Annotated in this window: 11 protein-coding genes; 4 read left to right on the plus strand and 7 right to left on the minus strand. The window is 56.1% G+C overall.

Annotated features, from left to right (window positions below; all coding sequences use genetic code 11):
- On the minus strand, positions 1 to 832 hold an 832-nt coding region (gene nadE / locus ABWO67_RS03565; RefSeq protein WP_353147608.1), incomplete at its 3' end, for an NAD(+) synthase.
- 121 nt (positions 833 to 953) lie between these two features.
- On the opposite strand from nadE, the gene ABWO67_RS03570 reads away from it, so the two are divergent.
- Entirely contained in the window at positions 954 to 2,153 is a 1,200-nt protein-coding gene (locus ABWO67_RS03570) for an MFS transporter (protein ID WP_353147611.1), read from the plus strand.
- Between the two features lie 7 nt (positions 2,154 to 2,160).
- Here the strand turns inward: ABWO67_RS03570 and ilvD (ABWO67_RS03575) are convergent, their stop codons facing one another.
- A complete protein-coding gene (gene ilvD / locus ABWO67_RS03575; protein ID WP_353147614.1) occupies positions 2,161 to 3,846 on the minus strand; it encodes a dihydroxy-acid dehydratase in 1,686 nt (561 codons plus the stop codon).
- A 158-nt stretch (positions 3,847 to 4,004) separates the two neighbouring features.
- Between ilvD (ABWO67_RS03575) and ABWO67_RS03580 the strand changes: the two genes are divergently transcribed.
- Together ABWO67_RS03580 and ABWO67_RS03585 are read left to right on the plus strand one after the other, a co-directional pair.
- The gene (locus ABWO67_RS03580) at positions 4,005 to 4,754 is read left to right on the plus strand and encodes an SDR family oxidoreductase (RefSeq protein ID WP_353147617.1); all 750 of its coding nucleotides are present in this window, start codon (positions 4,005 to 4,007) and stop codon (positions 4,752 to 4,754) included.
- Complete coding sequence (locus tag ABWO67_RS03585) at positions 4,751 to 5,143, plus strand: Rieske (2Fe-2S) protein (protein ID WP_353147620.1); 393 nt, start codon at positions 4,751 to 4,753, stop codon at positions 5,141 to 5,143. The genes ABWO67_RS03580 and ABWO67_RS03585 overlap by 4 nt, the downstream gene beginning before the upstream one ends.
- A gap of 16 nt (positions 5,144 to 5,159) precedes the next feature.
- On the opposite strand, the gene ilvD (ABWO67_RS03590) is transcribed toward ABWO67_RS03585, so the two are convergent.
- Positions 5,160 to 7,019: a dihydroxy-acid dehydratase gene (gene ilvD, locus ABWO67_RS03590; RefSeq protein WP_353147623.1), complete on the minus strand. Its 1,860-nt coding sequence runs from the start codon at positions 7,017 to 7,019 to the stop codon at positions 5,160 to 5,162.
- Between the two features lie 95 nt (positions 7,020 to 7,114).
- Between ilvD (ABWO67_RS03590) and ppc the strand changes: the two genes are divergently transcribed.
- On the plus strand, positions 7,115 to 10,027 hold the full coding sequence (ppc, locus tag ABWO67_RS03595; RefSeq protein ID WP_502929956.1) for a phosphoenolpyruvate carboxylase: 2,913 nt from the start codon (positions 7,115 to 7,117) through the stop codon (positions 10,025 to 10,027).
- Positions 10,028 to 10,092: 65 nt separating this feature from the next.
- Here ppc and ABWO67_RS03600 read toward each other — a convergent pair whose 3' ends face one another.
- The 4 genes from ABWO67_RS03600 to ABWO67_RS03615 all read right to left on the minus strand — a co-directional run bounded on the left by ABWO67_RS03600 (position 10,093) and on the right by ABWO67_RS03615 (position 16,090).
- The gene (locus ABWO67_RS03600; RefSeq protein WP_353147629.1) at positions 10,093 to 11,700 is read right to left on the minus strand and encodes an ABC transporter substrate-binding protein; all 1,608 of its coding nucleotides are present in this window, start codon (positions 11,698 to 11,700) and stop codon (positions 10,093 to 10,095) included.
- 103 nt (positions 11,701 to 11,803) lie between these two features.
- A complete protein-coding gene (locus tag ABWO67_RS03605) occupies positions 11,804 to 13,411 on the minus strand; it encodes an ABC transporter substrate-binding protein (protein WP_353147632.1) in 1,608 nt (535 codons plus the stop codon).
- A gap of 47 nt (positions 13,412 to 13,458) precedes the next feature.
- Entirely contained in the window at positions 13,459 to 14,433 is a 975-nt protein-coding gene (locus tag ABWO67_RS03610) for a CobW family GTP-binding protein (RefSeq protein WP_353147635.1), read from the minus strand.
- Entirely contained in the window at positions 14,426 to 16,090 is a 1,665-nt protein-coding gene (locus ABWO67_RS03615) for an amidohydrolase (protein ID WP_353147638.1), read from the minus strand. The genes ABWO67_RS03610 and ABWO67_RS03615 overlap by 8 nt, the downstream gene beginning before the upstream one ends.
- Between the last annotated feature and the right edge of the window lie 4 nt (positions 16,091 to 16,094).

The raw sequence follows: 16,094 nt of genomic DNA on the forward strand, positions 1-16,094 counted from the left end.
CTTGCGGAAAGACCGGCAATGAACGTTTGTGCGCCGAATTACGGTAGGTCCGCAATATGACCTCATAGGCTTCCGGCGTTACGTCTTTGCCTTCGAGGAAGTCGTCGACTTCACCATAAGTCACGCCAAAAGCGTCTTCGTCCGGCTTTAAGGGCGATAACGACTCCAGATCAGCCGTAGGCACCTTGAACACCAAAGCATCAGGCGCGCCCATGGCCTGGCCCAGCGCCCGCACACGCCGCTTGCTCAGTCCGGTTAAGGGCGTAAGGTCTGCCGCCCCATCGCCGAATTTGGTGAAGAACCCCATTAAGGCCTCCGCCGCATGATCGGTGCCCACCACCAGTCCGCCATGCGCTCCGGCTACTGCGTACTGCGCAATCATGCGTTGGCGCGCTTTGATATTTCCAAGCAGAAAATCCTGATGCCCTGCATCCCGAAAAACCACCTCGGCATCAAGCAAAGATGCCAGCATGGCGTCGCTGGCGGGTTTGATATTGACGGTGACAACCTGATCAGGCTTGATGAAGTCGATGCAGGCCTGCGCGTCGGTTTCATCACGTTGCTCGCCGTAAGGCAAGCGCATTGCGACGAACTTGGCGTTATGACCGAGCTCGCGGGCGGCTTGGACTGCCCGCTGCGACAGACAACCGCCCACCAGGGAATCAACGCCGCCACTTATTCCCAGGACCAGGGCGTGCTGCCCGGCGCTGACCAAATAGTCAGCAATAAACGCGACACGGCGCTCGATTTCCTGGTCCGCATCGAAAATGCTATCTACGCAAAGTTCATTGATGATGTTGCGCTGTATGGTGCGTTGCTCGGGACTTAACACGATCGCTCCTTTCCGGGGTTGGCTCGTTGATCATAAGACAAAGAGTATGATACGCCAGGTAATGTCGGGCTTGGTTAACGTAGGCCCTGTTTCGCTATACATCACAGGATCCCGGTTCGCCATGAAGCCCACACCATCGGCAACATTAGTGCTTGTCGCCACTTTGACCGTGCAATCTCTTGCGGCCATGGCCTTGCTGACACTGCCAGTCGTTGCCCCAGCCGTCGCAAAATCCCTGAACATATCAACGGCCTATGTCGGCCTGTACATTGCACTCGCCTATGCTGCCGCCATGGCGTCCAGCTTGTTCTCCGGCGGCGCTGTCCGACGATTCGGCGCCATACGCGCCAGCCAGATTGGGCTATTGCTTTGCATGGCAGGCGTGGCAGCCTGCGCTATAGAATCCCCAGTTGCGATGGCCATTGGCGCGATGCTGATCGGTTTGGGCTATGGGCCTATCACACCCGCAAGCTCGCACCTGCTTGCCCGCACCACTCCCGCCCATCGCATGTCGCTGGTGTTTTCCATAAAACAGACAGGCGTCCCTCTGGGAGGCGTGCTGGCGGGCGTGATCGTTCCCAGCCTGGCCGACATAATTGGCTGGCAATGGGCTTTTCTGGTGGTTGCCGCCGCATGCCTGCTTTGCACTGCCGCTATTCACCCCCTGTGCGCCAGCCTGGACGCCGACAGAGATCGCAAGCAGCGCCTTTCTTTCGGAAATGGGCTGGCAGGGCCGCTGCGACTGGTCTTCAGCCAACGCAGCCTTACAGTGCTTGCCGCCGTGTCATTCCTGTTTTCCATAGCCCAATTGTCGCTGACAACCTACTTGGTCACGTTTTTACATGAAGACTTAAGCATGGGGCTGATAGTGGCAGGTTTTACCCTGGCAATCGCGCAGGCGGCGGGCGTAGTCGGACGACTATTGTGGGGCTATATTGCCGACAGGTTCCTGGGCGCGTCCACTATGCTGGCCGTATTGGCCATATTGATTGCAGTTTGCGCCGTTGCGACCGCCCTGCTTCAATTTATCGATTCGCCGTTGCTGGTAATTGTCGTGCTATCGCTATTTGGCAGCAGCGCCGTCGGCTGGAACGGTGTGTATCTGGCCGAAGTAGCCCGGCAAGCGCCCCCCGGACAAGCCGGTATGGCAACGGGCGGTACACTGGCAATGACCTTTTTTGGGGTGGTTGTAGGTCCGCCATTATTCGGCCTGATTGCTTCCGTTTCCGGCAGCTATAGCCTGGCTTACGCCACCCTGATCGTTCCAGCGGGCGTATGCCTGTGGCTGCTAATAAGCCACAGGGCCGCTTTCATCAAATAAGCTGCGTTTAGAAGTTATCCAGCACCGCACCTGTACTGGCTGTGGACGCGTTAAAGGCGAACTTGGCCTGTACTCCGCGCGTGTAGCGAGGCGCCGGCGCCTTCCATACGGCAAGACGAGCAGCGATTTCATCCGCTGGCACATTCAGCTCGAGCACCAGCTGATGAGCATCTATCGTGATCGAGTCCCCCTCGTGCACCAAGGCAATGACGCCTCCGACAGCCGCTTCAGGAGCGACATGGCCCACCACCATTCCCCAAGTGCCGCCCGAAAAACGGCCATCGGTAATCAGGCCAACTGAATCACCCAGGCCCGCACCGATAAGCGCGCCAGTCGGCGCCAGCATTTCAGGCATACCCGGACCACCCTTGGGCCCCAGATAGCGCAAGACCATGACGTCGCCGGCCTTGATCTTGCCGTCAAGAATGGCCTGCAGCGCCGATTGTTCGTCGTCGAACACCCGGGCAGGTCCGGTAATGACAGGGTTCTTCAGGCCGGTAATCTTGGCCACGGCCCCTTCCGGCGAGAGATTGCCTTTCAGAATGGCCAGATGGCCTTCTTTGTATAGTGCCTGGTCAATCGGGAAGATAACCTTTTGATCGGCGCTCGGCGTGCCCGGTATGTCTTTCAGGACTTCGGCAATGGTCTGCCCGGTAATGGTGATGCAGTCGCCATTAATCAGGCCGGCATCCAACAATATCTTCATGACCTGCGGCACACCGCCGGCTTTATGAAAATCGACCGCCAGGAAATGGCCGCTGGGCTTGAGATCGCAAAGTACTGGCACGCGCCTGCGCACACGCTCGAAATCGTCGATGGTCCATTCGACATCCGCCGCGTGGGCGATAGCAAGTATGTGGAGCACGGCATTGGTTGAGCCCCCGGTCGCCATGACCACGCTAACCGCGTTTTCAATCGACTTGCGCGTGACGATATCGCGCGGTTTCAAGTCTAGTTCGACGGCCTTTAACAACACACGGGCCGACTCTGCAGCCGAGTTTGTTTTCTCGTCGTGCACATTGGCCATGGTGGACGAATAAGGCAGGCTCATGCCCAAGGCTTCGAAAGCCGAGCTCATTGTGTTGGCGGTATACATGCCGCCACAAGAGCCTGGCCCCGGAATGGCATGCAGCTCGATTTGCTTGAGCTCGTGGTCGCTCATGCGACCCGCCGCGTTCTCGCCTACAGCCTCGAAAACACTGACGATATTCAGATCTTTACCATTCAGGCGCCCGGGAAGAATGGTGCCGCCGTATACATAGATAGCCGGTACATTGGCGCGCAACATGCCCATCATGCCGCCAGGCATGTTCTTGTCGCAGCCACCGATGACGACCACGCCGTCCATCCACTGGCCCTGTACACAGGTTTCCACGCAATCGGCAATGACCTCGCGCGATACCAATGAATACTTCATGCCTTCGGTACCCATGGCCATTCCGTCGGAAATGGTGGGCGTACCGAATACTTGCGCATTACCGCCCGACGTTTCGATAGCGTCGATCGCGGCATCGGCCAGCTTCTGCAAGCCGCTATTACAAGGCGTAATCGTGCTGTGCCCGTTAGCCACGCCTATCATGGGCTTGTTGAAATCTTCTTCTTTGTAGCCCAGCGCGTAGTACATGGACCGGTTAGGCGCCCGAGCCGCGCCCTGGGTGATATTCGCAGACCGCAGACGTTTGGTTGTGCTCATTTCTTTCCTTTCCTGAATTGGGAGCCATGCACAACAGGCGGCGTGGCACGAGTCAAAAAAGGAGTTTAACCCCTTCGCCGCCACTCGTCGCCCCCCAGCCGCCAGAGACACGATTGACGCATAATATGCCTGGATAAGTACTCAACCAGGAAAACGCCATGGCGCCATCAAACCACGTTGTTCTCATCACCGGAGCCAGTCGCGGCATTGGGGCGGCAACGGCTATTGCCGCCGCCCGCGATGGCTTTGACGTAGCCGTTAACTACCTCAAAGACGAAGCTGCTGCACAGCGTGTCGTGCAAGCCGTATTGCAACAAGGCCGCAAAGCGGTTGCCGTGCAAGGCGATGTCGGCAAGCCCGAAGACATTCCCCGCATTTTTGAAACTGCCGAGCAAACGCTCGGGCCCTTGACTGCCCTGGTCAACAACACCGGCATCACGGGGCCCATTGGCCCTTTTTCCAACACCACCGACGCCACCATTGAACGGGTGTTCCAGGTCAATGTATTCGGCACCATACAATGCTCGCGCCTGGCTCTGGCCAGTTTCAAGCGGCACGGCACGACCGGCGTCATCATCAACGTGTCGTCCGTCGCAGCGCGCACCGGCAGCCCCGGCGAATACATACACTATGCCGCCAGCAAAGCTGCGGTCGAGACTTTTACCCTGGGTTTGGCCAAAGAGATCGCAGCAACTGGAATACGCGTATGCGGCGTCGCACCCGGCTCTACACTTACCGAAATCCACGCGACAGCCGGCGAACCCGGTCGACCCGAACGGGTTGCACCCAAAATTCCGATGGGGCGCCTGGCGCATCCCGAAGAAGTCGCGGAAACCATAGTCTGGCTATTATCCCCGGCTGCGTCGTACATGACAGGCACTGTCGTTCAATGTGCCGGAGGCTTATGATCGAATCCACACAACCCATCACGGTCTGCGCTGCCAGCGATCTCGTCGACTCAGGATTGGCGCATAAGCTTGCGGTTACGTACGGCAACGACCCCACTACGGCTTTCTTCGTACGCTACAACGGGCAAGCCTATGGCTACCTGAATCGCTGCCCTCATATGGGCTCTGAACTGGACTGGGAGAACAGTGTTTTCACCCGGGCCGGCGACCTGCTGATGTGCGCCCGCCACGGGGCTACTTTCAAGCCCGACACTGGGGAATGCACTGGGGGGCCATGCAAGCCCAGCAAGCTTGTGGCCCTAAAGGTTTCCGAGGCGCAACAGGACGGCCAGCACGTCGTGCTGTGGTGGCCTGAAGGCAAAGTTGCGCCACAGGTTGGGGCCGATTAATTACGGCCCCTGCCAATCAACCAAGCTGGGACACGTCCCGGACTGCGCCGCGATCCGCTGATGTCGCCAATGCTGCATAGGCTTTCAGGGCCTGCGAAACAAAACGGTCGCGGTTTACCGGCTTCCAGGCTTGGGCGCCGCGCTCGAGCATTTCATCACGGCGTGCAGCAAGTTCCGCATCGGTGATCGCCAAGCGTATCGTGCGATTCGGAATATCGATTTCTATCGTATCGCCATCGTTCACCAGCCCGATATTCCCGCCCTCTGCCGCCTCGGGCGAAGCATGCCCAATGACCAGCCCGGAAGATCCGCCAGAAAAACGTCCATCGGTCAGCAGAGCTGTGGTTTTACCCAAACCCTTGGATTTCAGGTAGGAAGTGGGATACAGCATTTCCTGCATACCGGGGCCGCCCTTGGGACCTTCGTAGCGAATAATGACCACATCGCCGGACTTGACCGCATCACCCAGGATGCCATCGACCGCGTCTTCCTGACTTTCATATACCCGGGCCACACCGGTGAATTTCAAGATGCTTTCGTCGACGCCAGCTGTCTTCACGATGCAGCCGTTGGGCGCCAGGTTGCCATACAGTACGGCCAAGCCGCCGTCCTGCGAATAAGCATGCGCCTTGGAGCGGATGCAGCCGTTTTCACGATCCAGATCCAGTTCCTGGTAATAACGGTCCTGGCTGAATGCGACTTGGGTCCGCACCCCGCCCGGCGCGGCCTTGAACAAGTCGTGTACGGCCTGCGTGGCTTGGCCGCTATTGACATCCCATGCGGCGATGGCCTGGCCCAGCGTACCGCTATGGATGTTGCCCACGTCCAGGTTTAACAAGCCGGCTCGGGCCAATTCGCCAAGGATCGCCATGATGCCTCCGGCACGGTGAACGTCTTCGATATGATACTTATCGGTCGCCGGGGCCACCTTGCACAAACAAGGCACGCGGCGCGAAATACGGTCGATGTCGGACATGGTGAAGTCCACGCCGGCTTCCTGGGCTGCAGCCAACAAATGCAACACCGTATTGGTGGAACCGCCCATCGCCACGTCCAGGGTCATCGCGTTCTCGAAGGCCTGTACGTTGGCTACGTTGCGCGGCAATACGGAATCATCGTCCTGTTCGTAATAGCGCTTGCACAACTCAACCACCAGCTTGCCGGCGCCCTCAAACAGGCTTTTGCGCCGGGCATGTGTGGCAAGCACCGTGCCGTTGCCCGGTAAAGCCAGGCCCAGCGCTTCTGTCAGGCAATTCATCGAGTTAGCCGTAAACATCCCGGAACAGGAACCACAGGTCGGGCATGCACTGCGTTCAACCTCGGCCGCCTCTGCATCGCTTACCGTGGAGTCGGCCGCCTTGATCATGGCATCGATCAGGTCCAGCTTCATCAACACTTTTTGCGTGCCGGGTTCAATGACTTTGCCGGCTTCCATGGGGCCGCCGGAAACGAATACGACAGGAATGTTCAACCGCATGGCAGCCATCAACATGCCGGGCGTAATTTTGTCGCAATTGGAAATACAGACCATTGCGTCTGCGCAGTGCGCATTGACCATGTACTCCACTGAATCGGCGATAAGTTCACGCGATGGCAGCGAATACAGCATGCCGCCATGGCCCATGGCAATACCGTCGTCCACGGCAATGGTGTTGAATTCCTTGGCTACGCCGCCCGCCGCTTCAATTTGCCGCGCCACCAATTGCCCCATGTCTTTCAAGTGGACATGACCCGGAACAAATTGGGTGAACGAATTGACGACAGCGATGATGGGCTTTTCAAAGTCGCCGTCCTGCATACCGGTGGCGCGCCAAAGGGCGCGCGCGCCAGCCATGTTGCGACCATGGGTGGAAGTGCGGGAACGATATTGCGGCATTTCTATCTCTGGAAAGTGGTTGACAAATAGTGCTAATGATAACTTTCTTGTCGGTTTTTTTGCCAGCGCACTGGTTCACGGCATAAGGTACTTGTATGATTGTGTCCATCAAATCAAATTCAACAGGCCAGACACCAGGAGACCCAGTGAATCAGCCCGTAACCCCAAGCACGGAACCATCTTCCCTACGCAGCGACATCAGATTGCTTGGAAAAACGCTAGGAGAAGTCGTCAAGGAATGCGAAGGCAAGGCGATTTACGACGTCATTGAAAAGCTAAGACGGGCCGCGGTTAAATTTCGCCGCGAAGGCAATGTGGCAGACACCAAGGTGCTCGAACGGCAAATCAGCCGTCTGGCCGACCAGGAAGCCAATTCCGTGGCGCGGGCTTTCAGTTATTTTTTGCATCTGTCCAATATTGCCGAAGATCGCGACCAGAATCGACGCCAGCGGCAACACGAATTGGGCGCCGAAACCCCCATGCGCGGCAGTCTCCAGCATGCGCTCGACCTGCTCAAAGAAAAAGGCGTGGGCAACCGCAAGATCCTGCGCTATCTGGAAGACGCCAGCATCGTTCCCGTTCTTACCGCGCATCCCACCGAAGTCCAGCGCAAAAGCACCCTGGACTTGCACCGTGAAATAGCCCGGCAACTGGTGCATAGCGGCGACACACTCACGCCCTCTGAAAGGTTGCTGACTCAGCAACGCCTCGCGGGCCTGGTTTCCGCGCTGTGGCAGACTCGTATGCTGCGCCGCCAGAAGCTGACTGTGCTCGACGAAATCGACAATGCGCTGAGCTACTACACCAGCACTTTCCTGACAGCTATTCCGCGGCTCTATCAAGACCTGTCAGCCCGGCTGCAGCGGCCAGGCCGAACCGTATTTGACGTCAACACCGCTGCACTGCCGCCGTTCCTGCGAATGGGCAGCTGGATAGGCGGTGACCGGGACGGCAACCCCAATGTGGACGCTGCAACTCTGGAACAAGCCCTGCTACGGCAATCCACTCGGGTCTTGCAGCACTATCTGCTAGAGATTAAAGAGCTGGGCACCGAAATATCGATTTCCCATTCGCTGGGCAAAGCCAGTCCCGAGCTCCTGGCCCTGTCGGAATCCAGCCAAGACACGTCTGCGCATCGTCTTGACGAGCCTTACCGCCGCGCCTTCATCCATTTATATGCCCGCATGGCGGCAACTTCGCTGGCGCTGACTGGCCGCCAATTGGCCCTGCGCACCACTTACAGCGCCCCGCCCTATCCCGACGCCCAGGCATTTCAGGACGATCTGCAAATCATTGCCGACTCGCTCAACCGGCACCACGGCTCGCTTATCGCTCAACTGCGCCTATCGGGCCTGCTTCAAGCAGTCAGCATTTTTGGCTTTCACTTGGCTACGGTCGACCTGCGGCAAAGCTCCGATGTGCACGAGCGCGTACTGACCGAACTCTTCAAGGCGGCCGAAGTCCGATTCAACGGCAAAATCGTCAACTACAGTTCGCTGTCGGAGGAAGATCGCATCAGCCTGTTGCGCGAAGAATGCAAACAAGTGCGCCCCTTGGTATCGCCCTGGATCGCCTATAGCGCCGAGACAGAAAAAGAGCTGGCCATCTTGCGTACCGCCGCGGCTTGCCGCAAGAAATATGGTGAAAGGGCCATTCAGCAAGCCATTGTCTCGCACACTGAGACCCTTAGCGATTTGCTGGAAATATTGGTGCTGCAACAGGAAACCGGCCTGATTTCCCCTGCGTCTCGCGATGGCACCCCCAAGCAGCACACGGGGCTGATGGTGGTGCCGTTATTTGAAACCATCCCCGACTTGATGCGCGGGCCGGAAATCATGGCCAACTGGCTTGACCTGCCGGAAGTGGCCGCCCGGGTTCGTCACGACCAGGACGGCATACAAGAAGTCATGCTGGGCTATTCCGATAGCAACAAAGATGGCGGATACCTCACATCCAACTGGGCGCTTTACCGCGCAGAGCGCCAATTGGTGCAGGTCTTCAAGAAGCGCAAAACGCGTTTGCGTCTTTTCCATGGCCGCGGCGGGTCGGTGGGCCGAGGCGGCGGCTCCAGTTTCGACGCCATCCTGGCCCAGCCGCCGGGTACGGTCAATGGCCAAATACGCCTGACCGAACAAGGCGAGGTCATACAAAGCAAATACAAGGATGCCGAAGTCGGCCGCTGGCACCTGGAAACCTTTGTAGCCGCAACACTGGAAGCCAGCCTGACGCCCAACTTGTCGGCAGCCCAGACAGAAGACGACAACATGGCCCATTTCGGTTCGGCGCTGGAGTTCATGTCCAATGTTGCGCAGCAAAGCTATCGGGCGCTGGTCTATGAAACCGCGGGGTTCAACTCCTACTTCTTCGCCTCCACACCGATACTGGAAATCGCCGGCCTGAATATTGGATCGCGCCCGGCTGCACGCAAAGCCAGCCAGAAGATAGAAGACCTGCGCGCTATCCCCTGGGGGTTTTCCTGGGCCCAGTGCCGCGTCATGCTCACCGGCTGGTACGGTATGGGAACCGCGTTGCAGGCATATATCGAACACGGGTGCGAGAAGAGCCCAGCCACCTCTGCAGAACGCCTGGCGCAACTTCAGGAAATGGCGCAAATCTGGCCATTCTTCAGAACGCTGCTGTCCAATATGGAGCAAGTGCTGGCAAAAACCGATCTGGATATCGCGCGGCGCTATGCCGCCCTGGTGCCTGACAAGAAACTTCGCACCGAGGTATTTAGCCGCATCGAGCAGGAATTCGCCCTGACGCTGGCCATGTTCAAGCGCATTACCCAGCATGAACTGTTGGCTCAGGATGAATTGCTGAAAGCTGCGCTAAGCGAGCGCTTTGCCTATATCGATCCCCTGAATCACCTGCAGGTTGAGCTACTGCAGCGCCATCGTTCGGCGCGTCAAAAAGCGGGCCAAGGCGATGAAGGGGAAAGCCGCACGCAGCGCGCCATTCACATGACTATTAATGGCATCGCTGCGGGGCTGCGGAACTCGGGATAAGTCCTCGATAACGAGCAGAAGAATGCCGGATTAACCCCGTTTGGAGCGTAATCCGGTATTCAACACTATTTGGACCAAGCGATGTCGTCGAAAGGCGCGAATGCCCCCCAAATGCCTTCCGGCGTATTCAACAATTGCTTGGCATGAATGGTGTTTGAAGGATAGGTGCCTAGCCATGTCACCGGCAACTCTTCACTGACGATTTTCTGGAACTCGTGATACAGGGCGGTACGCTTTGCAGGATCATCTTCGATCGCCGCCTGCGTCAGCAACTCGTCGACTTTCGGATTCTTGTAGCCGCTCATGTTGGCCCAAACCACACCTTTTCGAACATTGGTGCTCATGTAACTACGCGCTACACCAATTACCGGATCGCCCCAGTTATAAACAATATCGAGATTCAAATCGTAATCATAGTTAGAAATACGACGCGCCCAGGTGGGCATGTCCGGAGAAGGCCGCAGCTCAATAGTGATACCGGCTTTGTCCAGTTGCGGGCGCATGTACTCCGCTACATTTTTAGTTAGATCGGGACTGCCAGGAAAATAATCCAACGTTAATTTAAACCGAACGTCACCGTCTTTTCGGGGAAAGCCCGCCTCATCCAGCAGCTTATTGGCTTCATCCAGATTAAAGGAATAATGCTCAAGGTCTTTATTGAAGAACGGACTTGCTGGATGAAGCGCGCTGTAAGCCGGTTTGGTCTGATTCTGTTGCAGCTTCTCGGTAATAAAATCCCGATCAATCAAATAGGCAATCGCCTGCCTGACCTTCACATTCTGCAAAGGTCCTTCTTTTGTCAGGTTGTACTCAATCCAGGTTAACGGACCAGCCCCCTCGTAGCCTTTGCGCGAAAGCGCCAGCTTTGGGTTCTTGCTGAGCCGTGCAATATCAGAGATTCGCAATGGCGGATACGGCGCGTAGTGAATATCGCCGCGCTGCAATGCCAGCGTAGCCGCGTTGCCATCTTTCATAATCACCAAAGTGAGCTTATCCAGATTGGCAGGCCCTTTGAAAAACTTATCAAACCGCTCCATGGTTAGATACTGGCCAGGCTTGTAATCCACGAACTTGAATGGCCCAGATCCTATCGGCTTGTTGTTGTGAGGGTTGGATCGAATCGGGCCTTCGTTATAAATATGTTTGGGCAGGATCGGCAGCAAGGCGGGCGTTGAAACCTCCAGCAGCAACGCAGGGTTCGGCTGTGAAAACTTAATCACGACCGTATGTGGGTCAGGCGTTTCAACCGACTCAAGATTGGCATACATCGACTTGCCGAAAGGATGATTTTCTTTCACCGTCATAACTGAGAAGGCAACATCCTCAGAGGTGATCGGCTTATCGTCATGAAAAACCGCTGTTTTATTCAACTTGAAGGTATAAACCTTGCCGTCATCGGACTTTTCCCAAGAGTCTGCCAAGTAAGGATGAAACTGCCATTTATCATCTGCCAATAACAAGCTGGCGAATAATTGGGAACCTGGAATGGCAGTAGCTGTGCCCGACTGTAAAGCAGGATTCAGTGAGTTGATCGCTGAACTGGACAGCACCGTCAGAGAACCGCCTTTTTTCCCGTTCGGAGGGAGCTGGGCATTAGCAAGAGTGGAAAACAAAGTAGCGACCGAGAACAATCCAACTGCGGCAATGCTGATCAGACGACGTGAGTGATACATAGCTTCTCTTTAATAATTGCAGTGACGACTTCCGGCGTGAACAAACGTAGAAAGCAGCGTCAGTCTTTGGATACAAAAATACCCAAAGACCGATATCAACTTACTACTTGGACCATGCAACGCTATCGAAAGGCGCGAATGCCCCCCAAATGCCTTCCGGCGTATTCAACAATTGCTTGGCGTGAATGGTGTTCGAAGGATAGGTAAACAACCACGCCACCGGCAGTTCTTCGTTCACGATTTTCTGGAACTCGTGATACAAGGCGGTGCGCTTCGCGGGCTCGTCTTCAACGGCTGCCTGCGTCAGCAACTCGTCGACTTTCGGGTTCTTGTAGCCGCTCATGTTGGCCCACACGACACCCTTGCGGATGTTGCTGCTCATGTATGTACGCGCTACGCCGATGACTGGATCGCCCCAGTTGAATACCGGGTCGATATTCAAGTCGTAGTCATAGTTGGATATACGGCGCGCCCAGGTGGGGAAATCCGGCGAAGGACGCAATTCAATCTTGATGCCGATCTTATCCAACTCGGGGCGCATGTATTCTGCAACGTTCTTGGATAAATCCGGGTTGGTCGGAATGTAGTCCAGCGTCAGGGAGAAACGGTTGCCATCGTCTTTTTTGGGAAAGCCCGCCTCATCCAGCAGCTTGTTGGCCTTGTCCAGATTCAGCGTGTAAGGATCAAGATCTTTGTTGAAAAACGGGCTGTCAGGATGCAAGGGGCTGAAAATAGGCTTGGTCTGGCCTTGATGCAGCTTCTCGGTAATGAACTTGCGGTCGATGGCATAGGAAATGGCCTGCCGGACCTTCACATTTTGCAATGGACCTTCCTTGACCATATTGAATTCAAGCCAAGTGATCGCGCCGACACCTTCGTAACCCTTATGGGACACCGTCAACTTGGGATTCTTGCTGAGCCGGTCGATATCGGAAAGGCGCAACGGCGGATACGGCGCGTACTGGATGTCGCCGCGTTGCAACGCAAGCGTAGCCGCATTTCCGTCCTTGATGATCACCACCGTGATCTTGTCCAGATTGGCGGGCCCCTTGAAGAACTTGTCGAAACGCTCCATGGTCAGGTACTGGCCAGGCTTGTAGTCGACAAACTTGAATGGCCCCGATCCAATGGGCTTGTTGTTGTAGGCGTTGCTGCGAATCGGACCCTCGCTGTAAATATGCTTGGGCAGAATCGGCAGCAAGGCTGGCGTGGAGACTTCCAGCAACAGCGCGGGATTAGGTTCTGAAAACTTGATCACCACCGTATGCGGGTCAGGCGTTTCAACCCCTTCAAGATTGGCATACATCGACTTGCCGAAAGGATGATTTTCTTTCACCGTCATCACTGAAAAGGCAACATCTTCAGAGGTGATCGGCTTATCGTCATGAAAAACCGCCGTCTTATTCAGCTTGAAGGTATAGGCCTTGCCGTCATCGGACTTTTCCCACGAGTCCGCCAGATAAGGGTGGAACTGCCATTTGTCATCGACCAATAACAAACTGGCAAACAGCTGCGACCCTGGTACTGCGGTGGCGACGCCGGATTGTATGGCGGGATTCAGGGAGTTGATGGCCGAGTTGGACAGAATGGTCAGCGACCCGCCCTTCTTGCCATTGGGCGGCAGTTCTGCATTGGCGGCAACTGCAAACAAGGCCGAGGCCGAAAACAATCCAACTGCAATAACTCTGATCAGGCGATTGGTATGGAACATAATTCCTCCGTTAGGAAATAACTACCTGCTTGCATTACGTTGTTGACTCAAAGCTCCGCGGAACCGAACAGCCGCTCCAAAGAACCCTTATTTAAATCACTGTCGCCTATTGCGACCAACCTGCCATCAAGCCCGGAATGATTCTGCATCACGGGCTGCAGCTCGAACTGCTTGTTAGGCGAATACTGCAGCAGGTAAGACCGGGCATCCCCGCCCACCGCCACAATGCCTTTGATGCGAAACACCGATTCGGGCAAGTTGGACAGTACGATTCTTAACTTCGTTTCGTCGTAAGGCCCATTCTGCTGAATGGTCAACGTAGCGAAATTTCTTGCCGTGCCCTCGCTCGGCACGCCGAAGGGCCGCACCAGTTTCAAGTCATAGTCTGCTGTGCTTTTGGAACTGGAACCATCCGGCAAAGGGCTATCCAGCAAGACCTCCCAGTCCAATTGGGCCTGTACCGATTCGAAAATTGATGCCGATGGAGCATGCTTGCGCAACCAGGCGCCTGTATCAATACGTTGTTCGTCGTCGATCAGGTCGAGCTTGTTCGACACAATCACGTCGGCCGCTTCGATCTGCTGCAACACCACATCTCCGACATAGCGGTCCTCGGACATCTGGCGCACTGAACCCGCATCAACAACGGTCACGATGGACTTGAGCAAAAAGTTACCCCCCACCTTGCCTATTTGCGCAATTTTCCTCGGGTCGCTGACACCGCTGCCTTCGATAATCAACCAATCCAGCTCGGGCGCCAGCGCCTCAACCTTCAAGAGCGCATTGACGAGCTCCCCGCCCATCGAGCAACAAACGCAACCGTTGGTCAGGTTGATCACGTCCTGTGCACCGTTGGTTGATTCGATGAGTGAAGCGTCAACGTTCAGGCTGCCGAAGTCATTGACCATGACCAGAATGCGCAACCCGTGCGGAGCGCGCAAAATGTTGTTGAGCAAGGTGGTTTTCCCCGAACCGAGAAAGCCGCCCAGCACAGTCATGGGAAGTTGCGCGGACTTAGTCATACTTAGGGCATGGGAAGACTTTGCCGCCCAATACTGTTCCCCAAATACGCGCGTCCTTCAACGACTCGGGCGCGATTTCCAGAGGATCGTCCTCGAGTATGCAGAAGTCGGCCTGCTTGCCTATTTCGATACTGCCGATCTCGCCGTCCAGCTTCAGCGTATAAGCGGCGCCCAGTGTCATGGCATGCAAGGCATCCTGCACCGATATGCGCTCGCTTTCGCCAAGCACCCGGCCCGATGCCGTTGTGCGGTTCACGGCGCACCACGCAGTAAACAACGGCGCCAGCGGCGTAATGGGTGCATCCGAGTGCAAGGAAAAGCGAACGCCTGTCGCTTTTGCCGTAGCAGCCGCGTTCATGCGATTAGCACGATCCGGACCCATCGTCATTGTGTAGTGCGCATCGCCCCAATAATAGATATGGTTGGCAAACAGGTTTGCGCATACACCCAGGTTAGCCATACGCCTGAACTGGTAAGCATCAGCCATTTGGCAATGCTGCAGCGTATGGCGGTGATCCCAGCGCGGACTTTCTTCCAGCACTTGCTCGATGGCGTCGAGCGTCACTTCTGTCGCCTCGTCGCCGTTGGTATGAATATGAACGGTCAACCCGGCATCGTGATAGGTCTTGATAATATTTTTCAGGTTATGCGGCGGAATCAGCCATAAGCCATTTTTTTGAGCGCCGGCTGGCGGGTTGTAGTAACCGGGCCAGCGCAGCCTTGCGGTAAAGCCCTGAATCGACCCATCGGCAACAAGCTTGACCACGCCAAAGCGCAACTTGTCGTTATTGTGCTTGATGGCAGGCAGCACGCGTTCCAGCGCCTTGTTCTCTTGGTCGCGCAATGGTGCGTAGGCCGGCACTATGCGCAGCGGGTAATCATCACTGCTCGTAACGCTGGTCAAGGCTGTTATCGTGGCTTCGCTCAGGTCGTTGACCAGATCAGTCGCCGTTGTCACCCCGGCAAGCTGTCCCACTTTCCCGAAGTTCCAAATGCCTTTTTCTGTCTGGCCCGCGTCGAAGAAAATATTGCCTGTCTTGCGATACACCAGGTACATGGCGGCAAACTCTTGAAGCTCCCCCGTCGGCTGTCCGTCGTCATCCAGCACTACGCCTTCGATGTCGGTCTCCGAGGTAATTTGCGCCTCGCTCAGCATGGCGGTGTTCACGTTCATCAAGTGCGCGCTGGCATGAAAGACCACCACGCGGCTATTGATCGACACCTGATCCAGATGCGCCGTCGTCATGCGTTGCGAACCGAAGTAAATCGGATCAAAGCCCCAGGCATATACAGGATCGGAAGCGTTCTCACGCGCGGCGTACGCTTCTTTCAGCCGGTCGACCACACTCTCGAAGCTTTTAAGCCCCGTCCATAAGCGGCCATCGGGGCCGCGACGATCGTAATACCCAACATACACAAAGTTCCACATGCCGCCTTCCATCAAGTGGCAATGGCCTTCCACCAACCCAGGCATCAACACCTTGTCGGCAAACGTTTCATCCAGAGTGGCGTGTCCCCAGCCACTCAACGATGCCTCGTCGCCCACCCCAAGAATCTTGCCATCGCAAACCGCCACATGCGTGGCGCGCGGCTGCATAGGATTCATGGTGATAACGCTGCGCGCTTTATATACGGTAATTTTTTCAGAACGACTCATGGAA

Source organism: Pollutimonas bauzanensis, assembly GCF_040393045.1.
In the GTDB taxonomy this organism is placed as follows: domain Bacteria; phylum Pseudomonadota; class Gammaproteobacteria; order Burkholderiales; family Burkholderiaceae_B; genus Pollutimonas; species Pollutimonas bauzanensis_A.